The sequence below is a fragment of the Bradyrhizobium sp. LjRoot220 genome (assembly GCF_964252915.1).
Classification (GTDB): domain Bacteria; phylum Pseudomonadota; class Alphaproteobacteria; order Rhizobiales; family Xanthobacteraceae; genus Bradyrhizobium.
This window is the reverse complement of sequence record NZ_CAXUPS020000006.1, coordinates 22380-48215: the sequence shown is the minus strand read 5'-3', so window position 1 is coordinate 48215 and position 25836 is coordinate 22380. Positions and strand designations below refer to the sequence as shown.

The window sequence follows — 25836 nt, the reverse complement described above, 5'->3', positions numbered from 1 at the left end:
CCCTGTCGTGCACACAAGTACGTCATCGTCCCGCGTTGCGTTCACTACATCCAAAGACATTGCACGCCGGCTTGCCGCCGGCGAGACCTCAAGCCCTATGTCGACGCCAAAAAAGACCACGGTTCGGATTGCGAGAATTCCGTAAGCTGCATCGCAATTTTCTCCAGCCCGGCTCGGAGTCCCGCGCGCCGGGCAATCGCGACGCGCTCCTCAGGGAATTCATGACAGCCGGCAGCAGCTGACGCATGACGAAATCGTCGCCCGCAGCCGAGCCGTGACTGCGTGATCACCGAACCTTCTGTCGACGAGTGTATTGCCGGAAACCGCAGGCTATGCTCTGTGGGGGTTGGAGGCCGTTAACTGCCTCCAGCGATCCGGTGAGTACAGCCGAGAGGCTTTCTCCTACTATTTTGTCACGCGAATTTGACGCTCTTGTTCAAGGGCAGTTCGCGCACGCGCTTTCCTGTGAGAGCAAAAATGGCGTTCGCGAGCGCCGGTGCTGCAGGCGGAACGGGAGGTTCGCCAATTCCGCGCACTTCATTGCCAAGCTGCAATCCCTTGACGATGATTTCCGGTGCCTGATGGAATCTCATTCCCTCGAACATGTGAAAGTTCGTCTGGACCAGCGCGAACTTGTCGTAGGTCAGCTCGCAATTCATTGCGTGGCCCAGGCCCCAGATGATGCCTCCCTGGATTTGCGCCTCGAAATTGATCGGATCGAGAACACGCCCCACGTCGCAAACGGCGTATACTTTGTCGATGCCGATGCCTTGCGCCGTATCGCTCACTTCAATGACTTGGGCCATCGGTACGCCAAATGATAACGTCAGGGCTACCCCGCGAGCGCGCCTGCTATCGATTCGCGGCCCTTTCCATGAGGAAATATTCCGCAAAGTCTCCAGGACCGCCTTCGAGGTCTCATGATTGCAGAGGCGAACAAGTTCTGACATCGGGTCAGCGCCGGCGGCGTGGATCAATTCGTCCAAGAAGGAAGCATGGTGGAACCCATTCGCCGAGGCTCCAACAGACCGCCAGGGGCTGACGGGTACCATTTCTTTCGCGCGGTAACTTGTCACCCGATAGTTCGGTATTGCGAAAGGTTGATCCCAAACGCCATTGACCATCGTAGGATCGGGACCGGGAGGGACAGGCGATTGGAGGCGGTTGAACCAGGAGGCCACCACCGATTGGCCCGCGATGTCCACACTCATGCTCTCGACCTTACCGTCGCGAACCGTTCCCCTTGCGCGCGAGAGCTGCATCGGACGTGGATATTCATGCGTCATGTTTTCTTCGCGGCCCCAAGTCATTTTGACTGGAACGCCTTGCATCGCAACCGCAAGCTCAATGGCCTGCAGTGCATACGTATCGTCGAGCCGTGCTCCAAAGCTTCCGCCAATCGCCTGAACGTGCACATAAACCTTGTCTTCCGGCAGCTGGGCGAGCTTTGAAGCATGCATCTGGAGGAATAGCGGGATCTGCGTTCCAGTCCAGATGTCGATCCGCTCCTTCGTATAGAGCACGACCGCATTCATGGGTTCGAGCGGTGCGTGAGCTACATACGGTGTTCGATACTCTGCCTCTATCGGCTTGGATGCGGCAGTCAATGCTTTCTCGACGTCTCCGTCGTTACGAAGCCTGCTGTCCTGCATGTCTTTGGCGAACGATCCCTCCAGAGCCTTCCACATTTCAGGCGAGTTGGCTGGATAAGCGGGATCGTTCCACTCGATCTTGATCGCTGCCGCGGCCTGAAAGGCTCTCCACGTATTGTCGGCGATGACGCCTACGCCATCTGTGACTGGGACGATCTTCTTCACGCCCCTCATCTTTTCCGCTGTAAAGGCATCATATCGCTTGATCGTGCCTCCCATACCGGGATTTGCGCGCACGGTTGCGTACAGCATCCGCTCCAAACGAATGTCAATCCCATACTGCTGCGTCCCAGTAGACTTCGCTACGATGTCGATCCTGCGCATGCTCTTGCCGATGTAGCGCCACTCCTGCTCCGATCGGAGCGTGACATCAGTAATAGGCTCAAGCTGAGCTGCCTCCACGGCTAGTTCCGCGTAAGCAAACGATTTCCCATTGGGCAGGATGACCCGCCCGTTCTTCGTTTGCAGTTGCGACCGGCTTGTTCCCGATCTCTTGGCGGCTACTTCCTTCAAGGTCTCGCGCGCAACGGCCCCCGCCATGCGGAGTTTATGAAAGCCGTCGGGTACAGTGGAGGAACCGCCCGTAATCTGCATACCTAGCATACGGCTTAATACTTCTCCGCCACTACGCGCACTGCGTGCCAGGAAACCATCATCGAGTGCCGCAAAGGGCAGACCGTCGTCCATGATTCGAGAGTTAAAGTAGACGGCACTTGGCGGACCAGGATCGATGCGGACCGCATTCGGATCCACATCGAGTTCTTCGGCAAGCAGATGGGCTTGCATGGAATAAGATCCCTGGCCCTTGTCGGCTCGCGGAGTAATGAGAGTGACGCCTTTTGCATCTACCCGGACGTAGGGCGTGATGGCGGCTTCGCCCGGCTCAAGACCTTTCAGCAACGGATTAGGAGGCTCCTTGCGGAAGCGGTAGTAGCCGAATGCAATGCCACCAGCGATAGCCGCGGATCCGATCAGAAATGTGCGTCGTGCAATCTTTGCGATCCGAGCCACGTCATTTCCCCTTCATCATTTGAGCTGCGGTTTTGACGGCGAGCCCGATGCGGGTGTAGGTGCCGCATCGACATAGATTTCCACTCATCGCATCGGCAATGTCGGAATCGGTCGGAGTGGGATTCTTTGAGAGAAAGGCAGCTGCGGTCATCATTTGGCCGGGCTGACAATAGCCGCACTGCGCAACCTGGTGCCCGATCCAGGCCTGCTGAACTACATGCGGCGTTTTCGGTGTTCCGAGCCCCTCGATTGTCGTCACGCTGCCACGAACCTCTCCAGCGCCGATAGAGCAGGAGCGGACCGCGGTGCCGTCGACGTGCACGGTGCACGCACCGCACAGGCCGGCGCCGCAACCATACTTCGGTCCCGTAATGCCAAGTTCATCACGAAGCACCCAAAGAAGCGGAATATCCGGCTCGATGTCCAAATCATATTGCTTGCCATTGACAGTCAATTGCATTGCGAATGCTCCAGCAGTTGTGAAAGGGACGATTGGCGCCAGTTCTGCTCTTCAGAAGTCCCCAACACTGTCGGCAGAAGTCCCGCTGGAATGACGCGCGGTCATTTCCCTGTGAGTCGTTCTTCGCTTCTTCGGCTATTACCAGATATGACTATTGTTTTGCTAGTCATTAACGTTCTGACATTCTGGATTTATCGAGATCGGAGCTGGTTTGGGCGGACGACGTGGGCCTCGTCGAAGTCGATCGCGAAGATCTCGCCGCGCACCATGCAGATATCATCGGCCTTTTCCCCCGCACAAACTCTATCATGGGTATTCTGTGCCGCATGAATCGCGAGAACGTCCGAACTCCAATGCGGTCCATCGCAAATGTCGATGTTTCACCACGTCATTCACAAGACAGACGACGTGGTTCGAGAGATCGTCAGCAAGCGGCATACAAGCACCGGGCAGAATGATGACTTGCAAAACACAAGTTATTGTCTATGCTCCGGTCAGATGCTCATTTGGCGTGGGAGGCGGGCCTTGAAACTAGCTACCTATCGTTCCGGTGGTCAAAATAAGATCGCGCTAGTTCATGGCGGCGGCCGCTTGTTGTTTGATCTCGCTACCGCATCGCAGCGGGCCGGCAAACAAAATCCGGCGTTCAGCTCGATGCTTGACCTTGTGGATCACGGCGACGCTGCGCTCGACGAAGCATCCAACCTGTTTGATCGCTATGGGAAAGATCAGGATTTGTGGTCCGCAGTTGCGGAATCCGAAATTCTCGCGCCGTTGCCGGAGCCGCGCCAGATGCGCGACGGCATGTCGTTTCCGGTGCATATCGTTCAAGGCCCGATCGGGCATCTCAAGCTAAAGGCGCGAAATGCCGGCGATGCGGCTGAGCTCGCGCGCCTGCAGGCGGCACCGCTGCCCGAGCTGCCCGAGGTGTATCGCAAGCAACCGATCTACTACATTACCAATCGTTTCAGCGTGAAGGGTCCCAACACGACGGTCAAATGGCCGCGTTACAGCCAGGTGATGGACTACGAACTGGAATACGGCATCGTCACCAGGAGGAGGGGTTCAAATATTCCGGTAGCGAAGGCGAGCGACCACATATTCGGCTACACGATTTTCAACGATTTTTCGGCCCGCGATGCCCAGCGCATGGAGATGGAAGGCCGGTTGGGACCCGCCAAAGGCAAGAGCTTTGATGGCGGCAACGTGCTCGGGCCCTGGATCGTAACACCCGACGAAATCGGCGATCCCTACAAGCTCAAGATGGAAGCCCGCGTCAACGGCGAGATTCGTTCGCAGGGCACGAGCGAAGGCATGCTGTTTTCGTTCGAGGAAATCATCGCCCATATCTCCCGGGATGAGACGTTGATGCCGGGTGAGTTCATCGGCTCCGGTACCGTGGGCAATGGCTGCGGCCTCGAACTTGGCTGGTATCTCGAGAACGGGGATAGCGTCGAGCTCGAAGTCGAGAATATAGGCGTCTTGAAGAACTGGGTCGAGCGTCAAACTTCTTGACGCAAATCTATGACTTGCGAAACGCAAGCCATGGTGTAGCCTGCGTTTCGTAAATCAGATGATGCGGTCGCAAGAGCCGCTGGAAAAAGAGGAGGCAGCTTTGTCCGAGGATGCATTGGTGACGCGCGAACAGCGCGGCAATATTTCCGTTTTGACAATGGTTTATCGGCCGTACAACCTGCTCGGCCCCAAACTCCTCAACGCGATCGTGGAGCAGGTGGAGGCAGCGCAAAAGGCGGGCAGCCGCGCCATCGTCATCCGTAGCGGACTGCGGCATTTCTCCGCCGGCGCAGATCTGGACATCTTCGAGAAGCGGGTGGAGGCGGACAGCGCAGATCAGAGCAATGAAAATCGGCGGCTGAACGGTGTCGAGTTCCTGCGCTTCATGGAGCTGCTGCCAATCCCGTTAATCGCCAGTGTTCACGGCGTTTGCCTGGGTGGCGGTCTCGAGCTTGCGCTATCGTGCGATTACATCATCGCGGCCGCTTCGGCGAAGATCGGCTCGGTCGAGGCGACGCTTGGGCTACATCCGTTGCTGGGTGGGATCCAGCGGCAGGTGCAGCGGATCGGCGCACAGCGTGCCAAGGAAATGTCGATGCTGGCGCGGCGCTACGATGCGCCGACGCTGGAGAAGTGGGGATTGATCAATCTCACAGTTCCGGAAGAGTCGCTGGAGACGGCCACGATGGCCATCGCGGAGGAGTTTGCGCAGGGACCGACGGTGGCGCATGCCGCGACCAAGGAGCTCGCGCATATCGCCGTCAACCAAGGCGTGGTGGCCGCGGACGAGGCGATGGCAAGAGTACAGGCGCCGATTTGGGCGTCGGAAGATCTCAAGACCGGTCTTGCGTCATTCCGCAAGAACGGCCCGGGTCTCGCGAAGTTCGCGGGGCGCTGACATGAGCGGGCCCTTGAGTGGAATTCGCGTCGTCGATTTCTCCCGCGTGCTGGCTGGTCCGCTGTGCGCACGGACCTTGCAGGACCTCGGAGCCGAGGTCATCAAGATCGAACCGCCAAGCCCTGATGTTTCGCGCTTCGCGTTTCCATCGACCGACGGCATGTCGGGTTACTACGCCCAGCAAAATGCCGGCAAACGCAACGTTAGCATCAACCTCAATATCCCCGGCGCCTATGAGCTGGCGCTGAAGCTCTGCGACAGTGCCGATATTGTGGTCGAAAACTTTCGGGCGGGCACGCTGGGTTTCTTCGGGCTGGATTACGCAACGCTGTCGAAGCGCAACCCGCGTCTGATCTACGCTTCGATCACCGGCTATGGCCAAGGCGGTCCTTGGCGCAGCCGGATGGCCTATGCACCAACCGTGCAGGCCGAGGCGGGTTTTACCGCAAATAGCGTCCATCATTATGGCAGCGCGCTGACGGAGCCGCGTACCGACAGCCTGTCGCATGCCGACGTTTACGCCGGATTGCAGGCTGTGATCGCGATCCTCGCGGCCCTCAACAGCCGGCAAAAGACGGGGCAAGGCCAGTATATCGATGTCGCGATGGCAGCGACGCTGCTCGCGGTCAACGAACGCGCGCATGTCGATCTCTCCGATGACGATATCGGGGCGGAGCCCGCGGTGCTCGGAGCAACCGATTGCCCGTTCTTTACCGGGCCGCAAGGTGAACATTTCACGGTCGCGACCAGCATAATCGGCAGCCGGACCTTTCCGTCGTGGCTGCGCGCCATGCGCCGCGTCGATCTGATGGACGATCCACGGTTCTCCACTGCGGCCGCGCGCCGCCTGAATTTCGGCGTGCTGCACCAGATCATCCAGTCCTGGATCCTGACCTTCTCTGATATGGCGACCCTCGACGCCCAATTCGACGAGGCCAAGATCGCCATGGGCGAGATCCGTTCAATCAAAGAGCTCACGGCGTCCGAATGGAGCGATTATTGGGGTGCCGTCCAACGGGTCCCGGACCGCTGCGGTGGCGAATATCGGTTGCCGGGCCGGCCATGGCATTTTTCGGCGGAAGAGTTGACGCCGATCGGTGCACCCGCTTTCCAGGGCGAGCATAACAAGGCGGTATTCGGTGAGCTCGGCGTCAGCGACGCGGAATTGAAGCGCCTGAGTGATGCTGGAGTCCTTGTTTCGCATCCGCGCGCCGCCCTCTCTCCGGAAACATCGGTCGTAGCCGCGGTGCCAAAAAAGGATGAACAGGCAGCACCAGGCAGGAGTAAAACCTAAGACGTTTTTCGAAAAGTGGCGGTTCGTTGGATAAGGTTCACAAGTATATGGATGAAATCTCAGAACTCAAACACGATCAGATCGCGCCGCAATCGTGGACAATTATAATTGTCGGCTGGAGCATAACTGTCATCACGTTCGTTGCATTCTTCATTGCGGTTTCATAGCCCACTGAATTGACAAAGCGGGCCCGCAATTTCATGAGGCAGTTGAGAAATCTGGGAACTCACATGACAATACAATTTCGGAACACCGCTTGTATATTATTGTGGCAGGCGCTGCTTTTATCTTTGACGACAGAACCGTCGATTGCACAAAGCTACCCGACAAAGCTCCTCACTGTGAAGGTAGCATTTCCGGCTGGCGGTCCAGCTGATGTTTCGATTCGCGCTGCGAATGTGGTACTGGAGCGGCATCTCGGCAAAACAATAGTCACTGAAAATATCCCCGGAGCCAACGGTTCGATTGCCGTAACGGCTGTGCTAAAGGCTCCGGCGGATGGCTATACGCTGCTCGGTACCACGGGCTCGGACTTCATGACAGCGCCTGCTACCATTTCATCCGCGAAGTACGAACCCGAGAAATTTAAGCTAATAGGCGTCGTCGGCGAGTCTGACTTCGTCCTGTTGTCGAGCAAGGCGCATCCGTTCAAAACGATCGACGAGTTAGTCGACTATGCGCTTAAGCCGGGCAGCAAGGAATTGGTTCTTGCGCATTGGGGCGCCGGGTCTTCGCCACAGGTCGTGGGCGCAGATTTCCAGGCGCGGACGGGGACAAAATTTCTGGAGGTACCGTACAAGGGTGCCGCGCCCGTGCTTGCAGACATGCTAGGCGGTCACATCGACCTCGCGTTTGCGCCGCTTGGCGGGGGTACGCTAAGTCTCATTCAGACAGGGCAGGTCAACGCGATCGGCATCGCGAGCGCGGAGCGCAATCCGGCTTTACCGACCGTTCCGATTATTGGCGATAGTGCGAAAGTCGGTAAGTTCGAATACAGTGTCTGGTCGGCGTTGTTTGCGCCGCCGGGTACTCCGGACGATGTCGTCGCGCGCTTGAACGATTCGTTAAACGTTTGGAGCGCGAGTGACGAAAATCTCGCGAGGGTCAAAGCAAACGCGTCGCGGCGTGTCGCGCCGATGGACGTTTCTCAAGCAATGCTATTCTTCAAAAGCGAACACAAGAAGTACCTGACCGTCCTTGGATCGCTATCGCTTAAGCCGCAGTAGAGTAGCGCCTTCGAAAGCACGACCATGTCTCACAATGAGCGCTCTGGCGGGTGACTCGAAAACGGAACGATCTGAAGAACCTTCACTGGACCATGGGATATTCCCAACGAAGGAAGGGTTTACAGCCACAATCTGTCGCCCACCGCCCAAACGGAAAATTGCGGTGCTGTACAAGCACGATGAACACGATAAGCATTTCCTCAACGGTCTCAAGCAGGGCCTCGGCGCGAAAGCCTCGATGATTGTCGTCGATGCAAGTTACGAACTCTCCGTACGAACGATCGATTCGCGGCCCTTCAGCTGAAGGCAAGCGGCGCGATACCTTCATAAGTTTGCCGGGCCAAGTTTGCGGCTCAGGCGATCCGGATAGCGGAACTCGACCGGAGGCACCGGTCCATATCCGCAATATCCGGCGGCCTCTATTCGAAGCATCATCAGGCGGGCGGGGTTCGATATTTTACAGGCGGCTTCCCAAAGGACGCTACTGATCCCGCCTTGGCCAACGATCTCTGCGTCAGGAACTGCCGTGCGTTCCTGGAGAAGTGCTGCCCGTGCAGATGTTACTTCCGGCGGCAGCACCCAGGGCTATGTATTGGCCCAAGCGCTGGTGCCGGTCTTGAAACAGGCAGGTGAAGATCGGACCGAGGGAACATCATGCGTCAGGCGGCCAACATCATTGATCTGGAGATCGACATGCTCAGGCCGGGTATCAAGGTCAATACCAGCCGGCACGGCTCGGCACCTGCAAAATCGATCCAACTTCGCTGACTGGTGGGCGAGCGTTGGCGGCCCTTTGGACCCGCGATCGAGGCCGCCGTGGCCCCTGACCACGTTGTTTTTTGGCCACCGGATGGTGATGCTGGACATGCACGAATCCAGCGCAATATGGTATGAGCAGATTTCGGAGCAGAAAGGTAGCTATGTCCGATGTGAAGCAAAGTCGTCTCGCAAACAAGGAATGCTCCATGGCACGAGCCATGGAGGTTGTGGGCGACCGCTGGTCGATCCTTATCCTGCGCGAAGCGTATTACGGAGTGAAGCGCTTTGACGAGTTCGAGTACTACGTCGGCGTGGCGCCCAACATTTTGAGCACTCGGCTGAAGAGATTCGTCGATGCAGGTATCATGACGCGGGTGCCGCTGCCCGAGCACGCCGGTCGTTATGAGTACCTTCTGACCGAGAAGGGACGTGATTTCTTTCCGGCCTATCTCGCATTGAAGAAATGGGGTGACGACTGGCTCGCGGAGCCGGGCGGGCCGCAGGTTGTGTTCCGCGACCGCACTGCCGGGCGCCCGATCGTATATCCGAAGTTGCGGACGAGCGGCGGCAAGCCGTTGCGGCTCGAGGACGTGGAGATCGTTGCTGGCGCAGGTGCTGTTCCGTTCAATCGCAAGCGATTTGGGGGCGATACTGCCGAGCGTACGGGGGCCAATGCGAGGGCCCACGTCTCACGACGAAAGCGCAAATAGCGCTCTCCTGATCTCGACCCGGATCAGATTCGCGCGGTATTCCGCCGAAGCGTAGCGATCCGAGAGGCACTCTGTGGTTTCACTCAGCAATTTTGCCGCTTGGTCGATAGTGTCCCGCGTAAGCGTCTTGCCGGTCAGGAAACTGGAGGCGTGCTGGTCGGCGAAGGCGTGGTTCGCTGCACCAGTAACGCCGATGGAAATCTCGGCAACCACACCCCGCTGCAACCGCACCCCGACCGCGATTCCCACGACGGCAAAACCGCTCGCGGGATGTCGGATCTTTCGGTAGATGAAGCGCATGCCGGGCTTCGGCCTTGAAATGTTGATGCCGGCGAGAATTTCGTCTGGTTCCAGCACGGTCGAAAAGATTTCGACGAAGAAGTCTCGTGCCGCCACCCTTCGGAGGCCATTCGGGCCTGCGATCTCGATCTCTGCCTGCAGCGCCACCACAACCGCCGGCCAGTCAGCCGCGGGATCGGCGTTGGCGAGCGAGCCGCCGATCGTGCCGCGGTTACGTACCTGGGGATCGGCAATGAGGCTGGCCGCTTGGCGAAAGACCGGCAACTCCCTGTTCAGCGGCTCGGAAGCAAACAGTTCGGTATGTGTCGTCAGTGCGCCGATCCTGATGCCGGTCTCGCTGATTTCGATTCCCTTGAGCTCGGCGATGCCGCCGATATCGATCAGGAGTTCGGGCGATGCCAGCCGCAGCTTCAGCGCCGGCAGCAAGGTATGGCCACCGGCCAGGAGCTTTGCTCCGTCTGGATCGTCGCGCAACAGATCGATCGCCTGGGCGAGCGAAGACGCGCGGACATAATCGAAGGCTGCCGGGATCATTGGGAGGCTCCCGTGCGTGCTTGTTGCACCGCCGCCCAGACGCGTGGCGGCGTCAGCGGCATGTCCAGATGTTTGATACCGAACGGTGACAGCGCGTCGAGCACGGCGTGAACCATGCAGGGCGGGGCGGCAATCGAGCCACTCTCGCCGATGCCCTTGACGCCGATTGGGTTGGTCGGCGAGGGGGTTTCCTGGAATAGCGATCGGATGTTCGGCACATGCTCGGCGCGCGGAACGGCATAATCGAGCAGCGAGCCGGTGAGAAGCTGCCCGTTGTCGAGATCGTAGCTGACTTCTTCATAGAGCGCCTGCGCGATGCCCTGCACGACGCCGCCATGGATCTGGCCGGCCGCAAGGCGAGGGTTGATCAGCGTGCCGACGTCATCGACTGCGACATAGTCGAGGATGTCGACGATCCCGGTCTCCGGATCGACCTCGACATAGGCGAGATGGATGCCTGACGGCGAACCCATGCCGGTCGGATCGTAAAATACCGTCTCATCGAGGCCCGGCGCTACGCCATCGGGCAGCTTATGCCCGACATACGCCATGCGGGCCACCTTCGAGAAGGTCACCGGCGCGATATCGGTGCCGGGCACGCTGAACGCGCCGGCCGTATAGGAAACGTCCTTTTCGTCCACCTCCAACATGCCCGCCGCGATCTTCCTAGCCTTGGCGACGATGCGCTGCGAGGACACGTGCACACTGGATCCGCCGACCGCCATCGAGCGGGAATTGAAGGTGCCATGGCCGGCCTGTACTTGGCGCGTGTCGCCCTGTACGATGTCGATGCTTTCAATTGGAATCTGCAACACGTCGGCAGCGATCTGCGACAACGACGTGATATGGCCTTGTCCCTGGCTCATCGAGCCCGAATAGATCGTGGCTCGTCCGCTGGAATCGATGCTGACCCGCGCGCTTTCCCAGCCGCCGCGGTCAAATCCGCTGAGGGCCAATCGGCGCGAAGGTGCCATCCCGCACATATGCGTATAAGCGGCGACTCCAACGCCTCGGTAGATGCCGCTTCCGCGCAAGGCTTCGCATTCGCTGCGGCGTCCGTCATAGTCGAATGCCGCGAGCGCCTTTTCAAGCAGTCCCTGATAGTTGCCGCTGTCGTACATCACGCCCATGCTGCCGTAAGGCCGATAGGGAAATTCTGCTGGTTGAACGAAATTCTTCCGCCGCACTTCGACCTGGTCGAGTTTGAGATGGCGGGCCACCGCATCGATCGCGCGCTCGGCGATGTAAGCGCCTTCCGGCCGGCCGTAACCGCGATAGGCATCAACCGGTACAGTATTGGTAACGACGACGCGGGAAGTCGCTTCATAATTGTCGATCTTGTAAGTGCCGGTCCCGAAGTTGATCGTATTCACGGTCGGACCGCCGCTTGCCATGTTGGAGAGATAGGCGCCGACATTGCCTAGCGTGTCGACCTTCAGGCCGAGGATCTTGCCGTCGTTCCTGAACGCGACCTCGATGCTTTCTGTATGGGCGCGACCATGGCTGGTCGATTGATGGCTCTCGGAGCGGCTTTCCCACCATTTGACCGGTGCGTCGAGTTCGCGCGCGAGATAGGGGCAGAGCAGGTCCTCCGGATACAGATGCATCTTGGCGCCAAAACCGCCCCCGATATCAGGTGCGACCACCCGCAATTGATGCTCGGGAATGCCGACCGTCTCGGCGATCCAGCGCCGGTGCATGTGGGGAACCTGACTGCCGATATAAACCGTCAAGGTGCCGTCCGGCTCCGGCGAGGCAACGATCGCGCGCGTTTCCATGCAGGTGGGGATCAGGCGGTTGTTGACGACGCGCAGGCCGATGACATGATCGGCCTCGCGGGCGGCGTTCTGGTAGTCGCCGCCGCGCACCTTGTAGATCGTCGTGATGTTGCCGGGCACGTTATCATGTAGCTGCGGCGCGTCTTCTCTGATCGCAACCTCTTCGTCGGTCACCGCGGGCAGCACCTCGTAATCGACCTCGATCAGGCCGATGGCGTCGTAGGCTTCGGCCAGCGTCTCCGCCACCACCAGCGCCACGCACTCGCCCACAAAGCGAACGCGTTCAGTCGCGACTACGGGGCGAAATGGCACCTTGCTGCCAGGAATGACCCAGTTCGGCACGATCGGGCCGATCTTGCCGGCGAGTGCCTCTCCGGACAGGACGAGGCGAACACCCGGCGCGACTTTAGCTGCCGACAGATCAATGCTTCTGATCTCGGCGTGGGCGTGTGGCGACCGCAGGACCGCCATATGCAGCATGTCCGGCAACCTGACGTCATCAACGTATCGACCCTTGCCGGCGAGAAACTTGAGATCCTCGCGTCGCCTGAGCGGCTGGCCGATATGGCGGATCGCAGACGTATCGTTCATGGCTGGTCGCCTTTCGATGCCAGGCTTTCGACGGCGCGCACGATGTTGTGATAGCCGGTGCAGCGGCAGATGTTGCCGGCAAGGCCGTGGCGGATATCGTGCTCGCTCGGATTGGGCTGATCCTTCAATAGCTGGCGCACGCTCATCACCATACCCGGCGTGCAGAAGCCGCATTGCAGCGCGTGATGCTCATGGAACGCCGCCTGGACCGGGCTGAGTTCGGCCCCTGCGCCGGTCAGGCCCTCGATCGTCGTGATCGACGCACCGTCTGCCATCACGGCCAGCACGGTGCAGGATTTGATTGCCTGTCCGTCGATCTCCACGGTGCAGGCGCCGCACTGCGAAGTATCGCAACCGACATGCGTCCCGGTGAGGCCAAGATCCTCCCTGATAAGGTGGACCAGCAATTTTCGCGCTTCCACGACGACGGTCTTGCGGGTGCCGTTGATCTCCAGGGTTACCGCGTGACGGCTGTCGGGTTCGGGCATGCATTCCTCCTGATTACGGCACGTTGGCCGCCGTACTTCTTTATGAGAACCGGATGTCGGCAATATCGATCGCGACCACAACGCCCTCGGTGATCGCGGTGCCATCCGCTCGCCGACGATAGGCGCGCCGCTTGGTCGCGATCCTGACGCCATCAAAATCCTGATATTCGGAGGTGTAGTGCGCGATCGGGATTCCGCCGGATACGACCCCGCTATAGTCAAGCCTCGAGATCAGCCCTTCACCGTTGATATGAAACACCTGTTCGGGGCAATGCGTCGCGACTGAATCCGGAAATGTCACCTTTAGCCGCCGTCGCAACTCGCCGTGTTCGTCCCATGGCTCGATCTCTTCGGTCTTGAAGCCCGGTAACAAGAAGAGAAACGGGGTATTGAGATAATTCCAGATCGCGTAGCCGCTGAAATAGGCGAGATGCAGATCGTCCCAGGCCGTCTCAGCCGCGTGGCCTTGAAACGAAGCGCGCGGATTTACCCTGCTCTTGATTGACTTGCCGTCCGACGTCTCGATTGCGACAGCCTCGGGTCCATAGACGCTGCGCCAGTCCGGATTCGTAAACGGCTGATAGTAAGTCCGCTGGCTACCGGTATCAGCCGTAACGCGGACCTGCTTGAGCGCATCGGGCCAGCCTTTTCTTGTCCATAGCAGGCCGGTGATCGACATATCGCCTTCGATCGTCCTGGCCGTTTTCCATTGTGCGTGGCCATGGGCATGAAGGACGAGATCGAGCAGTTGTGTCATGGCCATTTCCCCTGTTATGTAGTCACTCTAATAATAAGAGTTACGACAAAGCAAGCACTTCGTGTTGATTTGCGCGCACGATCGATTTACTCTAATAATTAGAGTGAGTTGCAAGGACGAAGCCTATGCGGTCCAAGGGTTTTGACGGTATGGTGTGCTCGATCGCTGGCGTGCTGCACGCCATCGGCGACCGCTGGGCCGTGTTGATCCTGCGCGATCTCGGGTTGGGCCTGAGCAAATATGAAGAATTGCGCAAGTCGACCAGCGTCACCCATGCCACGCTGTCCGACCGCCTCAGGCATCTGGAAGAGAACGGCCTGATCGAGCGGCGGAAGTACCAGACCGGGCCCGATCGCTACGAATACATCCTGACGCGCAAGGGCACGGACATCATCCTAGTGATCCAGGCGCTTGCTCAGGTGGGGGACAAGTGGGCGATTACGGGTGACGCGGGACCGCCACTCAAATTTATCAACAAGAACAGCGGACGGATGGTGAAACTCGCGCTGGTCGAGGAGAAGTCAGGCGAAGCGGTTCGGCTGCGGGATGTCCGACCGCAGGCCGGCCCTGGCGCAGACGACCTGGTGAGATGGCGAGTGACCAAGTTCGACAAATGATGATTTCGATTTGCTGCTAATCAAGACGCGGGTTCAGCGCGTACAGGTCAAGAGCAGCCAGCGAGAAGATCGTCAACGCTACGCCTAGCGCGAACATTGCCTCATGCGACACCGTGGCGGCCAGCCAAACACCGGCGGCGGCGTTTATCATCTGCCAAAAACCGAGCAGTGCCGAGGCCGCACCGGCGTTCTCGCCGAACGGAGAGAGCGCCTGGGCAGTGCACGAGGGGACTGACAATGCCCATGCCGAGGAGGAACACGCTCATCGCGCAGAGAAACGGCAAGAAAGTCGGGCTGAACAGCGAGACGAACAAGATCGTAACGCTGCTCGCGGCCGTAGCCAACAAACCGGCATGGATCGAGCGGTCGAGCTCGTGGCGTGGTGCTAATCTCGTCGCCAGCATGCCGGCCGCGAATACGATCAGGACCGTGACCTGCATGACCGCAATTGATCTATATTTCGAGTCCCCAATCTCTAGTTTCTATCTCGCTTAATCGCAGCTTGGTTCGCTGGATGCGGGACTGTAGATTACCAACCGATGATATCGTCGCGGTGATGAGGCAGGTAGGAAAACGCGCGGACGACCATCACTTGTCCAGCCAAGGGCAAGTGCGCCAGTGCTGATCTGCGGAGCGGGCAATTGGTCATGCAACGGTAAAACGCAACAACTGCGACACGTGGTCGTTCTCAGATCGATTTTCCTGTTTCCTCTTGAGACGGGCGGTGACCCCTCATCGTTAGAGCCCCGGCGAACGCCGGGGCTCATAATCCCGGTCGTCTGTTGCAGGAGCGGAACGTTTCAACAAAGGCTGCTTGCACTTCCCGTAACCATCAACGGCACGGCGTATGGGTCCCGGCTCGGAGGCCGGGACGACGATGGTCAGCTCTGTGACAATCAGAGGCTCTCCATGAACTGCTTCAGCCGCGGCGCCCATTTATCGGCGTCTAGGCCTGAAGCCGAATGGCCGAGTTCGCTGTCGAGCAAGAAATAATCGGCATCGACGCCGGCCGCCTGCAGCCCCTGCATCACACCGGGCGCGATATCAGGCGGAAACAATTTGTCTGTCCGCGACAGCACAAAGAGAACCTTCGATTTGATCCGGCCGAATTGCGCCGTCACGTCGAAGCCGCGCAGCGCTTTTGCAAGTATGATCAGCGAATTGGCGTCGAATCCGTCAGCCCATCGCGCCGCCTCGTCGCGGATCGCGGCCTCGATCTCCGCAGCGTCGGACATCGTCAACTTCAGACGGGACTCGATGCCATACGTCTTCAGCGTCGCCATGCGGATCTGGGTCATCGTTTCCAGCACGCCGCCACGATCGTAATAGTCGCCGCCGTTCCAGTTCGGATCCTTTGACAGCGTTCCGAGCAGGCGCGCGACGTTCCCCTCGGATCGCTCGCGCGGCACCAGCGGCGAGGTCACGACGGCGGCGATGCCCTTCATCGCACCGGGATAGTTGACGGCCCATTGCAGGGCCTGGAAGCCGCCATAGGACGGCCCGACGATCGCAACCAGTCTATCGATGCCGAGATGGTCGAGCAGCAGCCGCTGCGTGCCGACGATGTCGCTGACATTGATGTCGGGAAATCGCGGCCCGTAAGGCTTGCCGGTTGCGGGGTCGATACTCCTGGCATTGGTCGAGCCGTAGGACGAGCCCAGCATGTTCGGGCAGATCACGAAGTAGCGGTTGGTATCGACCGCCTTGCCGGGGCCAACCAACTCGTTCCAGCTGCCTTCGCCGGTCGAGCCGCCGGGATCGATGATCTGCGGGCCGCTGGTGTTGCCGTGCGTGATCAGCACGGCATTGCTGCGATCGGGCGCCAGCGTGCCAAGCGTCGCATAGGCGATCGTGACCTCAGGCATCACGACGCCGCTTTGCAGGCGGTAGTTGGTGGTGGAGAACGTCTTCGCGTCAGCCTGTGCGGTCATATGCGCTAATCCGGAAGTAAAGGGAGCTGCAAAATGCAGCGTCCTATCGCCGTAACACTGCAATGGTGCGGTTGGCAAAAGTAAGCCGTTCGGCCATGACCGACACGAAATAGGTCAGCAGCTTCTGGCTGAGCGAGGGATCGTCGATCTTGAGTGCCTCGAACTGATGCGCGCTCAGGACGTACAGGACACTCGCGACCTCGGCCTGAATCGTAGCGCTGCGTTGCGCCTGCGACACAAGGCCCATTTCGCCGATCGTCGTGTAGCGGCCAAGACTTCGTACCCGCGTGGTACGGCCTTCCTCCGCCGGAATCATGACGCCAACGCGTCCGTCCAGGATGAAATGCATGGAATCGGCGGCGTCACCCGCGCTGACAATGATCTCTCCGGCATCGATCTCGACACGTTCGCAGCGATGCATCAGCGCGACAGCATCGCGCGGGGTTCCGAGAATCTGCGTGAACCAGTCACGCAAGTTGGCTTCCTCCTGCTCGTGGCCCTGGTGCTTCGCAATGATCTCGTTCTCGCATTGCTCCAGCGCATGATCGAGTTCGGGCACGATACGGACCCGGCCGGAGATGAAGCCGCTGGACCGCAGCGCCTTCTCGGCAAGCCTGGGCAGATGAACCAGCACCAGTTCGATGTGCCGTTCGTCGGCGCTGCGCTTGATTTGGGCAAAGCTGTAGGCCGCCGATGAATCGAACCCGGTGACCAGCTTGAAATCGAACACCAGATAGCGGCATTCCGGACGCCGCGCGAGCAACTCCTTGACGTGCTGGTAAAGCCGGTTGGCGGAGCCAAAGAACAGATAGCTTTGCAGGTTGAGGCCCTGGATTTGTCCGCCATGCGCCATCAGAACCGCCTGATCGTTTCGCGAGCGGTCCAGCGAACTGCGATACTCGGAGCCGTCAAAGCTGAACTTGATCGAATCGATTCGTGCGGCCGTGAACGCGAACGTCGCGCAGCCGATCACGACGCCGATCAGAACGCCGGCGACAAAACCCCACTGCAGGATGATGACAATGATCGCCAGCAACGACACATACTCGGTCTTGGTCAGACGCCGCCGCGATTCGATGATCCACTTGTGCAGCTGATCGGCGCCCAGATAGATCAGCAGACCGCCGAGCACGAATTTCGGCATATAGCCGAGCAGCATTGGAGCAACGGCGAGCATCGATGCCGAGATCGCGGCCACCGTCAGGCCGGAAAGCCGGCCGGTCCCGCCACCATTGAAATTGAGGATCGTGCGGCTGACCGAGATGCAGCCGGTATAACCGCCGAATGCGCCCGACAGGATGTTGGCAAGGCCGGTGACGTTCAATTCCCGCTCGAGATTGGCTTCGCGATGCGCCGCAACCTCGATACCCGCGGTGTTGAACAGCGTACTCGATGCCGTGACGAAAATGACCGCGACCAGGTTGCCGAGCAGATCCGGCACGGCATGCCAGGGATAGCGGGCGATATCGGCCGTGTTCCACGGCAACATGATGCTGATGTCAGGCGGCGGTTGAAATGTCCATCCCGAGGCCTGGGCCTGTGCCGTGGTGAAGCCAGCCAGCCAGAAAGCGATATGCCCGGCGATCACGCCTCCGACCAGAATGGCCGGCAGGCCAAACGATGTGCGGGTGCGATGCCAGGTCAGATACAGGGCCAGCGCCATCGCGCAGGCCGCCGCCAGCTCGGACAGGTTCAGGATGTTGGCGAACTGATCGAGCGTCGTCAGTTGAAGGCGATGGCCGGTGATGACGCGGATCGCTCCCAATATGATGAGGCAGGCCGTCGCGCCGAGGAATCCGCCCACGACGGGATAGGGCACGTAGCGGATCGCGCGGCCCATCCGCGTCACCCCGAAGCCGCACAGCACGATGCCGGTGACAATGGCTGAAAGGCCAAGCGTCATCAGCGCCGGGGCCAGCAGCGATGCCGAGGGGTCGCTTGCGACGATGTGTTCGACCAGCGACGCGGCCAATATTCCGGTCATCGCCGCCGTCGAACTTTCGGGGGCCGCGATCGCGAACGGGAATGAGCTTCCCCATGCGATAACGGCGGCGAGGATAGCCGAGGAAATGAAGGTTGCGGCAAGGCCGTAGGCCAGGTATGGCGCCAGCGGGCCGGTAAAAATCAGCAGCGCGTACGACAGGCCAAACGTAATCGTCAGGACACTGGCGGCGCTGCCGCCGAGAATGTCATTGAAGACCTTCCGAATGAACTTCGGCTCGACTCCTAGAGATCGACTGACCACGCCCCACTTACCCCCGGCACCCCTGCCAGTGGTAGAGACCGCCGCGCGGAACGACAACATCAATTTTGTGACGGGGCGCGCGGCGGCGTGGTGCGGAAGTCAGTCGTTGCCCAAATCGCCGCCGAATGCGCCATGGCGGCCGGCGCCGGACGCAAATCGTGCAGCGCCTGAGAGTGTCTCGCCCGAGGCGATCACCTGCAGCCCGCCGCGCATCTCGTTGGCGATGGCTTCTTCCTCTTCAAGGTCCCATTGCCGCAGCGCCGACAGCCGGTCGGCGCGCATGCAGGTCTGCGGGAAGGCCGCGATTTCCCTGGCCAGCGCAATGGCCTGCGCAACGGCTTCGCCTCTTCGCACCAGACGATTGGCAAGACCCATGCGCAGCGCCTCCGGCCCGCCGACCGGGCGCCCGGTCAGGATCAGGTCGATGGCCTGGGAATGCCCGATCAGCCGCGGCAGGCGGATGGTGCCGAGGTCGATCAGCGGCACGCCGAAACGGCGGCAGAAGACGCCGAAGGTGGCGTCCTCGGCGACCACCCGCATGTCCGCCCACAGCGCCAGTTCCATGCCGCCGGCGACCGCAAAACCCTCGACCGCGGCGATCACGGGTTTCGACAGCCGCAGCCGGCTCGGGCCCATCGGGGCAATCGAACCATGGCCGCCGATCTCGCGCTTCTTGTTGGGATCGCCCGCCGCGACCGCCTTGAGGTCGGCGCCGGCGCAGAAGTAGCCGCCGGTGCCGGCGAACACCGCAACCGACGCCGCTTCGTCGGCGTCGAATGCCAGAAACGCATCGTAGAGCCTGCGCGCGGTCGCGCCGTCGACGGCGTTGCGGCAATGCGGACGGTTGATGGAAACGATGGTCACCGGCCCATCGCGTTCGACCAGCACGCTATCGGTCTCGGTCATGTCAGGCGTCCTCCCATGTTGATTTTATGGGACGAGCCTAGCATTGCCGGACTATTGCCGCACCAATGGTGCGTAGTGAGGGTGGGCAAAGGCGCGCTTGCGCCGTGCCCACCATGCATCCACGATCGCTGCGCTGAATGGTGGGCACGCTGCGCTTTGCCCACCCTACGAGTGGTCATCAGATCTTCAGCTCAGTACCGGTCACGCGCCGATACGCTTCAAGGTACCTCTTGCTGGTGGCATCCACCACGCTCGCCGGCAGCGGCGGGGGCGGGGCGTCGCCGTTCCAGCGGCCGGCGCGGCGCTCGGCGTCGAGGTAGTCGCGCAGCGGCTGCTTGTCGAAGCTCGGCTGCGGCTGGCCGGGTTTGTAGACGTCCACGGCCCAGAACCGCGAACTATCGGGCGTCATCACCTCGTCGATCAGGATGATGCGGCCGTCGCCGTCGCGGCCGAATTCGAATTTGGTATCGGCGATGATGATGCCCTGCTTGCGGCTGACCTGCTCGCCGAAATCGTAGACCGTGCGCGCCATGCGCTCCAGCGTCTGCGCGACGTCGGCGCCCAGAATTTCGCGCACGCGCGCCACCGTGATGTTCTCGTCATGACCGGTCTCGGCCTTGGTGGCGGGGCTGAAAATCGCAGGTTCCAGCTTCTGGCTTTCGACCAGGCCTGCCGCGAGCTTCTCGCCGGCCAGCGTGCCGGACGAAGCATATTCCTTCCAGGCCGAGCCGGAGATGTAGCCGCGGATCACGCATTCGACCGGGAAGACGGTGGTGCGCCGGCACAGCATCGCGCGGCCCGCGATGTCGGCGCGGTGGGCTTTCAGCGCCGGCACCTGCGCGATGATCTCATCGGCATCGGCGCTGATCATGTGATGCGGCACCACGTCAGCGAGCTGCCGAAACCACCAGGCGCTGATCTGGGTCAGCACCGCGCCCTTCATCGGAATGGTTTCGGCCATCACGACGTCGAACGCGCTGATGCGGTCGGTGGTGAGCAGCAGCACGCGGTCGTCGCCGACGGCGTAGATATCGCGCACTTTGCCGCGCCCGATCCGTGGCAGGGGCAAGTCGCTGGCCAGCATCGCGTTCATGGTGTCATGCTTTCAATAAGCGCCCGCGGGTGAAACGCGTGCGGCAGAACTTTGGTACCGCAGGGATAGCTCACTCCGGCAGCGGAATGAACTCGTGTTCCTCGGGAACATGGGCAAAACGGCCGGTTTTCCAGTCCTGTTTGGCCTGTTCGATCCGCTCCTTGCTGGAGGAGACGAAATTCCACCAGATATGGCGCGGGCCTTCCAGCGCGTCGCCGCCGAGGAACATCATCCGCGTCGGCTGGATCGCTTTCACGGTGATGCGGTCGCCGGGCCGGAAGATCAGGAGGCGCGGCGCTTCATAGCGCTCGTTGGCGATTTCGATTTCGCCGTCGACCAGATAGATCGCGCGCTCTTCATGGTCAGGATCGAGTGGCACGCTGGTGCCGGCGGTGGCCGTCACCTCGGTATAGAACCACGGCGATACCATCGTGACCGGCGATTTCACGCCAAAGCCGCTGCCCGCAATGATGCGCGCGGTGAAGCCGCCGTCGCTCACGGTCGGCAGGTTTTCGGCGGCGTAGTGCTGGAACGAGGGCGCGATTTCCTCCGAGCCCGCCGGCAGCGCGATCCAGCTTTGCAGGCCCAGCATCTTCTGGCCGTCGCGCCGCTGCACGTCCGGCGTGCGTTCGGAATGCGCGATGCCGCGGCCGGCGGTCATCAGGTTCATCGCGCCGGGCTGGATTTCCTGAATGTTGCCCTCGCTGTCGCGGTGCATGATGCTGCCGTCGAAAAGATAGGTGACGGTCGCAAGCCCGATATGCGGATGCGGGCGCACGTCCATGCCCTTGCCTGACATGAACTGCATCGGGCCGAAATGATCGAAGAAGATAAAGGGACCGACCATCTGCCGCTTGCCATGCGGCAACGCGCGCCGCACCGCGAATCCATCGCCGAGATCGCGGGTGCGCGGCACGATGATCAGTTCAAGCGCGTCGCAGGATCCGGCGTCGCCGAGCACGGGATCGTTGGAGGGTTGCCAGCTCATGGAAAAACTCCGCGGGTTTTGAAGGCGATATAATAGCAATTATCGCACGTCGTCCAAACACACTGGCGTGGTCCGGGTCCCGCGTGCGCAATTGGGCACGAGACCGGGTTGACGAAGATCGTCACCCTTCCACGCCGTCTTGGCGCGTGTAGCTACTGCGCCGGGGTACGGATTGTCCATTTGTGGTCAAAATTGACCAGACACGAACTCGATCAATGGTGCAACCTCAGGCGGCGATTCCAAGGTCGGTTGCTTTCGTTGCGATTTCGCCAGAGTGCTTTTCGGTGGACTTTCCCTCTATTCAACGCTTCGGCTGGGTCGCAGTCTCCGCGCCGGATGGCATTTGCGTGTTGAGAGGACCTCGATTGCTGGAAACATGACGATAACCGAATTGGAAGCAATCCCCGCCTGCCAGAAGATTGCCGGTTTCATCCCGGAGTGCTGGGCGATGCGCCGGTGACCGGCACCGCCGCACAAGTCGAGAAGCTGCTTCGTCAGCAGGCGGCGATTGCGCAATTTGGCAGCTTCGCGCTTCGCGAGCGCGATCTGATGAAGATTTTGACGGAAGCGGCGCGGGTCTCCGCCGAGGGCCTCAGCGTGCCCTTCAGCAAGGTGTGTCGTTACCGCGTTGAGCAGAACGATCTTCTCATCGTTGCCGGCTATGGCTGGCAGGATGGCGTTGTCGGCTGTGCCGCTTGTCGCGCCGACATGAGTTCACCGCAGGGACGGGCCTTCTCCACCGGTGAGCCGTCAATTTGCGACGATTTGCAAAAGGACCTCGGTTTCGACCTGCCGCCGTTCTATGCCGCCCACGGCATCGTTTCGACCCTGGACGTCATTATCAAGGGTAGCGACGGCGGGCCTTACGGTGTCCTGGAGATCGACAACAATCGGCAGCACGATTACGACCAGTATGACATCAATTTCCTGACTGGTTTCGCCAACGTGCTGGCCGAGGCGGTCTCAACCGCCGCCAGAGGCGCCGCGCTGCAGGTCAGCGTCGACCGGATGAAGGTCCTCGTCGAGGAAAAGGATCGTCTATTCCGCGATAAGAACGTCGCGGACCTGCAGCTCCGCCAGGCCCAGAAAATGGAGGCGGTTGGTCAATTGACCGGCGGCGTCGCGCATGACCTGAACAACATCCTCACCGTCATTACCGGAACCGTCGAAATCCTGGCGGAAGGCGTCGCGGATCGGCCGGAACTCCTGGCCATCACGAAAATGATTGATGATGCCACGGCGCGCGGCGCTGATCTGACCCAGCGCCTGCTGGCATTCGCGCGCAAGCAGCCGCTGCATCCCCGGGAGATCGACGTCAACAAACTGGTGATGGAAGCAACCAATTTGCTGCGACCGACGCTGGGCGAGCATGTCGAGGTTTCCATGACGCTGGCGGGCGATGCCGCGCATGCGCTGATCGATCCAAGTCAGCTCACCAATGCGATCCTCAACCTTGCGCTCAATGCGCGCGACGCGATGCCGGATGGCGGCAAGCTCACCATCGAGACCAGCAATGTCGTCCTCGACGAGGATTACGCCAGCATCAACGGCGATGTCGCGGCCGGTGCATACGTCATGATCGCGGTGACCGATTCAGGGCACGGCATTCCCGCCGATATTCTGAACAATGTGTTCGAACCCTTTTTCACCACCAAGGATGTCGACAAGGGGTCTGGCCTCGGACTCAGCATGGTCTACGGGTTCGTCAAACAATCCAATGGCCATATCGGCATCTACAGCGAAGAGAGCCACGGCACGACGGTGAAGATCTATCTGCCTCCGGTGATAGGCGTCGCAAAGGCCGTCGAGCCGGTCAGCGTTTCAAGTATCGAAGGCGGCCACGAGACCATCCTGGTTGTCGAGGACGACAATCTGGTGCGAACGTTCGTCGTGGGCCAGATCAAGAGTCTCGGATACCTCACGGTGGCCGCAGTCAATGCGGCAGAGGCGCTGGTCGTTATCGACAGTTCTCAAAAAATCGATTTGTTGTTTACCGACTTGATCATGCCGGGTTTGATGAACGGCCGGCAACTCGCGAACGCCGCGTTGCAACGAAGGGCTTCGCTGAAGGTGTTGTATACATCGGGCTATTCAAACGAGTCCATCATCCACCATGGCCATCTCGACGCCGGCGTGCTGTTGCTGGTCAAGCCATATCGGAAGTCAGATCTTGCCCACATGATACGCGCGGCACTCGCCGCCTGAGCTGGGGCTTGCGGCTGCGCTAATGGTGTGGCGACGGTTAGTCTACAAAAATAGAATCGCGCGGCGATCTGCACTAAAAGCAGCATGCGCGGCTGACCGCGCTTCCGGGCCGGCCGATGCTGCTTTCTACCCTCGACATCGCCTTGCGCGGCGCGTCTGGAATTGTTCGCACCCCTCGGCATGCGCAACGTCACCATCGAGTTCGACGCGTCAGGCAATGCGGAGGGATCGCGCCAGATGTTGGCGAGCGCGCGAAAAGCTCGTCATCGTGCGGCTCGGCCGGTCGCCGAATTGGCTGCCGGAGGCTGACGGTGTGTTCAGGCTCGCCGCCGATGTCGTAGCGGCGACCGGCGACCAGGCGCGACTGGCGGGCGGCAATTGAAGCCGGCGCGTCCTATTGCCTTCCCAACTGCGTGGCCTTCGCGACGCGGTCGAATCGCTCCAGCGAGAGGATCGCATCGGCGAGCTGATCCGCGCGGCCATTCAGCACCGGGCGGGCCAGCGTGAGGAATTTTTGCTGCATCGCTTGCGCGTCGGGGAATGAATCCGGCTCTCCGGAGGGATCGGCATAGAGCCGCTCATGCACGGCATCGTCGGTGGTGATCGAGACGCGCGCGCCGAACGGATGGGTGCGGCCGATCTCGAGGCGGTCGTCCTGCACCACGTCGAACTTGTCGGCCAGCGCATTGACCGCGGCGTCGCCGAGCCGCTCATAGTCGTCCCAGCCGAAACGGCCCTGGTCGAGCGCCAGCGCGCCGGTGAAGAACATCGAGAATTGCCCGCCGACGATCGAGGTCGGGTGCCGCTTGGTGGCGGCATCGCCGGTCAGCGTGATGCCGTTGCGGTGCAGGCCGATCTCGACGCGCTTGATCTGGTCCGGCGTCAGATTGTGCTCCCTGCGCATCGCGATCAGCGCATCGAGTGCGGCATGGGTGTAGCGGCAGCTCGGATAGGGTTTTACGCCGATCCTGAGCGTCTCATAGGTCTTGCCGAGCCCGGCGATCGCCTTGTCCGGATGCGCGTTGTCGCTGTAGCCGACGAGCAGCCCGTGCTTGCCTTCGACCGATTCGCTGGAGCCGACGAAATCATTGCGCGCCAGGGTCGCCGCGATCACGCCGTTCATCGCGGCGGCGCCGACCTGATAGCGCTTGTTCCAGGCGCCATTGACCAGAAACTGCAGCGAGCCCGCGGCCTGGCTGCCGGAGACGCCGAACGCCGACACGATCTGGTCTCGCGACAGGCCGAACAGTTTTCCGGCGGCGGCCGCCGCGCCGTAGGTGCCTGCGGTCGCGGTCGGATGGAAGCCGCGGGCGTAATGCGAAGTGGGATCGAGCGCGTTGCCGAGCCGGCAGCACACTTCATAGCCGGCCACGATTGCGGTGAGTACGTCGCGGCCGGAAGCGCCGACCATCTCGCCGACCGCAAACGCCGCCGGCACCACGGGCGCGCTCGGATGCAGCGAGGAATCCGCATGGGTATCATCGAAGTCGAGGGAGTGGCCGAGCGCGCCGTTGAGCAAAGCGGCGACCGCGGGGGTCCAGGTCTTGCTGTCGCCGAACACGGTAGATTCGCCCTTGCCGTCCAGCGCCAGCGCTTCCAGCATCTTGAGCAGCGAGGGGGTGGATTCCGCATCGCGCCGCGCCCGGATCGCGCTGCCGAGGAAGTCGAGCGTCAGCACCTTGGCGCGCGCCAATACCTCTGGCGGGATATCCTCGAATTTCAGATTGGCGACATAGGCGGCGAGCGTTGCGGTTTCGTTGGCCATCGTGTTTCCTCGATTTGGCGCGCAGGGTAGGCGGGCTGTATCGGCGTTTCAAGCCGTCTCGGGTCGCGGGCAACAGCTATGCCAAAACTCATTTATCGGCGGTATCGTCTGCA

The 25836-nt window shown here is 60.6% G+C and carries 21 protein-coding genes and 1 pseudogene; 9 read left to right on the top strand and 13 right to left on the bottom strand.

Annotated elements, in window-relative coordinates; all coding sequences use genetic code 11:
* Positions 1 to 413: 413 nt before the first annotated feature.
* Both ACSQ84_RS23695 and ACSQ84_RS23690 read right to left on the bottom strand, forming a co-directional pair.
* A complete protein-coding gene (locus tag ACSQ84_RS23695) occupies positions 414 to 2663 on the bottom strand; it encodes a molybdopterin cofactor-binding domain-containing protein (protein ID WP_436214138.1) in 2250 nt (749 codons plus the stop codon).
* A gap of 1 nt (position 2664) precedes the next feature.
* A complete protein-coding gene (locus ACSQ84_RS23690; protein WP_436214137.1) occupies positions 2665 to 3123 on the bottom strand; it encodes a (2Fe-2S)-binding protein in 459 nt (152 codons plus the stop codon).
* Between the two features lie 525 nt (positions 3124 to 3648).
* On the opposite strand from ACSQ84_RS23690, the gene ACSQ84_RS23685 reads away from it, so the two are divergent.
* The 6 genes from ACSQ84_RS23685 to ACSQ84_RS23660 all read left to right on the top strand — a co-directional run bounded on the left by ACSQ84_RS23685 (position 3649) and on the right by ACSQ84_RS23660 (position 9525).
* Complete coding sequence (locus ACSQ84_RS23685; protein ID WP_436214136.1) at positions 3649 to 4638, top strand: fumarylacetoacetate hydrolase family protein; 990 nt, start codon at positions 3649 to 3651, stop codon at positions 4636 to 4638.
* A 100-nt stretch (positions 4639 to 4738) separates the two neighbouring features.
* Positions 4739 to 5536 (top strand): enoyl-CoA hydratase/isomerase family protein, encoded by a 798-nt coding sequence (locus ACSQ84_RS23680; RefSeq protein ID WP_436214135.1) that lies wholly within the window; start codon positions 4739 to 4741, stop codon positions 5534 to 5536.
* Position 5537: 1 nt separating this feature from the next.
* A complete protein-coding gene (locus tag ACSQ84_RS23675; protein WP_436214134.1) occupies positions 5538 to 6830 on the top strand; it encodes a CaiB/BaiF CoA transferase family protein in 1293 nt (430 codons plus the stop codon).
* A gap of 230 nt (positions 6831 to 7060) precedes the next feature.
* Complete coding sequence (locus ACSQ84_RS23670; protein WP_436214133.1) at positions 7061 to 8056, top strand: tripartite tricarboxylate transporter substrate binding protein; 996 nt, start codon at positions 7061 to 7063, stop codon at positions 8054 to 8056.
* Positions 8057 to 8219: 163 nt separating this feature from the next.
* Positions 8220 to 8360, top strand: coding sequence for a hypothetical protein (locus ACSQ84_RS23665; RefSeq protein WP_436214132.1), 141 nt, complete (start codon positions 8220 to 8222; stop codon positions 8358 to 8360).
* A gap of 616 nt (positions 8361 to 8976) precedes the next feature.
* Positions 8977 to 9525 carry a winged helix-turn-helix transcriptional regulator gene (locus ACSQ84_RS23660; protein ID WP_436214131.1) on the top strand — a complete coding sequence of 183 codons (549 nt, stop codon included), beginning with the start codon at positions 8977 to 8979 and terminating at the stop codon, positions 9523 to 9525.
* On the opposite strand, the gene ACSQ84_RS23655 is transcribed toward ACSQ84_RS23660, so the two are convergent.
* Genes ACSQ84_RS23655 through ACSQ84_RS23640 form a run of 4 tightly spaced genes read right to left on the bottom strand, consistent with a single transcriptional unit; the run spans position 9505 to position 13973 of the window.
* The gene (locus tag ACSQ84_RS23655; protein ID WP_436214130.1) at positions 9505 to 10359 is read right to left on the bottom strand and encodes an FAD binding domain-containing protein; all 855 of its coding nucleotides are present in this window, start codon (positions 10357 to 10359) and stop codon (positions 9505 to 9507) included. The genes ACSQ84_RS23660 and ACSQ84_RS23655 overlap by 21 nt on opposite strands.
* Positions 10356 to 12728, bottom strand: a complete 2373-nt coding sequence (locus ACSQ84_RS23650) for a xanthine dehydrogenase family protein molybdopterin-binding subunit (RefSeq protein ID WP_436214129.1) — start codon at positions 12726 to 12728, stop codon at positions 10356 to 10358. The genes ACSQ84_RS23655 and ACSQ84_RS23650 overlap by 4 nt, the downstream gene beginning before the upstream one ends.
* Positions 12725 to 13216, bottom strand: coding sequence for a (2Fe-2S)-binding protein (locus ACSQ84_RS23645; RefSeq protein WP_436214128.1), 492 nt, complete (start codon positions 13214 to 13216; stop codon positions 12725 to 12727). The genes ACSQ84_RS23650 and ACSQ84_RS23645 overlap by 4 nt, the downstream gene beginning before the upstream one ends.
* 40 nt (positions 13217 to 13256) lie before the next feature.
* The gene (locus ACSQ84_RS23640; protein ID WP_436214127.1) at positions 13257 to 13973 is read right to left on the bottom strand and encodes a hypothetical protein; all 717 of its coding nucleotides are present in this window, start codon (positions 13971 to 13973) and stop codon (positions 13257 to 13259) included.
* 125 nt (positions 13974 to 14098) lie between these two features.
* Here ACSQ84_RS23640 and ACSQ84_RS23635 point away from each other — a divergent pair, with 125 nt between their 5' ends.
* Complete coding sequence (locus ACSQ84_RS23635; RefSeq protein ID WP_436214126.1) at positions 14099 to 14590, top strand: winged helix-turn-helix transcriptional regulator; 492 nt, start codon at positions 14099 to 14101, stop codon at positions 14588 to 14590.
* A 101-nt stretch (positions 14591 to 14691) separates the two neighbouring features.
* Here the strand turns inward: ACSQ84_RS23635 and ACSQ84_RS23630 are convergent, their stop codons facing one another.
* The 6 genes from ACSQ84_RS23630 to ACSQ84_RS23605 form a co-directional block, all read right to left on the bottom strand.
* Positions 14692 to 15030, bottom strand: a complete 339-nt coding sequence (locus ACSQ84_RS23630) for a hypothetical protein (protein WP_436214125.1) — start codon at positions 15028 to 15030, stop codon at positions 14692 to 14694.
* Positions 15031 to 15486: 456 nt separating this feature from the next.
* Positions 15487 to 16521 (bottom strand): alpha/beta fold hydrolase, encoded by a 1035-nt coding sequence (locus ACSQ84_RS23625; protein WP_436214124.1) that lies wholly within the window; start codon positions 16519 to 16521, stop codon positions 15487 to 15489.
* Between the two features lie 43 nt (positions 16522 to 16564).
* Positions 16565 to 18766 carry an SLC26A/SulP transporter family protein gene (locus ACSQ84_RS23620; RefSeq protein ID WP_436214123.1) on the bottom strand — a complete coding sequence of 734 codons (2202 nt, stop codon included), beginning with the start codon at positions 18764 to 18766 and terminating at the stop codon, positions 16565 to 16567.
* A 99-nt stretch (positions 18767 to 18865) separates the two neighbouring features.
* Positions 18866 to 19672 carry a crotonase/enoyl-CoA hydratase family protein gene (locus ACSQ84_RS23615; protein ID WP_436214122.1) on the bottom strand — a complete coding sequence of 269 codons (807 nt, stop codon included), beginning with the start codon at positions 19670 to 19672 and terminating at the stop codon, positions 18866 to 18868.
* 178 nt (positions 19673 to 19850) lie between these two features.
* Positions 19851 to 20765 carry a phosphoribosylaminoimidazolesuccinocarboxamide synthase gene (locus ACSQ84_RS23610; RefSeq protein WP_436214121.1) on the bottom strand — a complete coding sequence of 305 codons (915 nt, stop codon included), beginning with the start codon at positions 20763 to 20765 and terminating at the stop codon, positions 19851 to 19853.
* A gap of 70 nt (positions 20766 to 20835) precedes the next feature.
* Positions 20836 to 21753: a pirin family protein gene (locus tag ACSQ84_RS23605; protein WP_436214120.1), complete on the bottom strand. Its 918-nt coding sequence runs from the start codon at positions 21751 to 21753 to the stop codon at positions 20836 to 20838.
* Between the two features lie 456 nt (positions 21754 to 22209).
* On the opposite strand from ACSQ84_RS23605, the gene ACSQ84_RS23600 reads away from it, so the two are divergent.
* A complete protein-coding gene (locus tag ACSQ84_RS23600) occupies positions 22210 to 23958 on the top strand; it encodes an ATP-binding protein (protein WP_436214119.1) in 1749 nt (582 codons plus the stop codon).
* Positions 23959 to 24108: 150 nt separating this feature from the next.
* Positions 24109 to 24340: pseudogene (locus ACSQ84_RS23595) on the top strand (hypothetical protein); the annotation flags it as partial.
* A 12-nt stretch (positions 24341 to 24352) separates the two neighbouring features.
* On the opposite strand, the gene ACSQ84_RS23590 reads toward ACSQ84_RS23595, so the two are convergent.
* Positions 24353 to 25723 (bottom strand): MmgE/PrpD family protein, encoded by a 1371-nt coding sequence (locus ACSQ84_RS23590; RefSeq protein ID WP_436214118.1) that lies wholly within the window; start codon positions 25721 to 25723, stop codon positions 24353 to 24355.
* Positions 25724 to 25836: the final 113 nt, after the last annotated feature.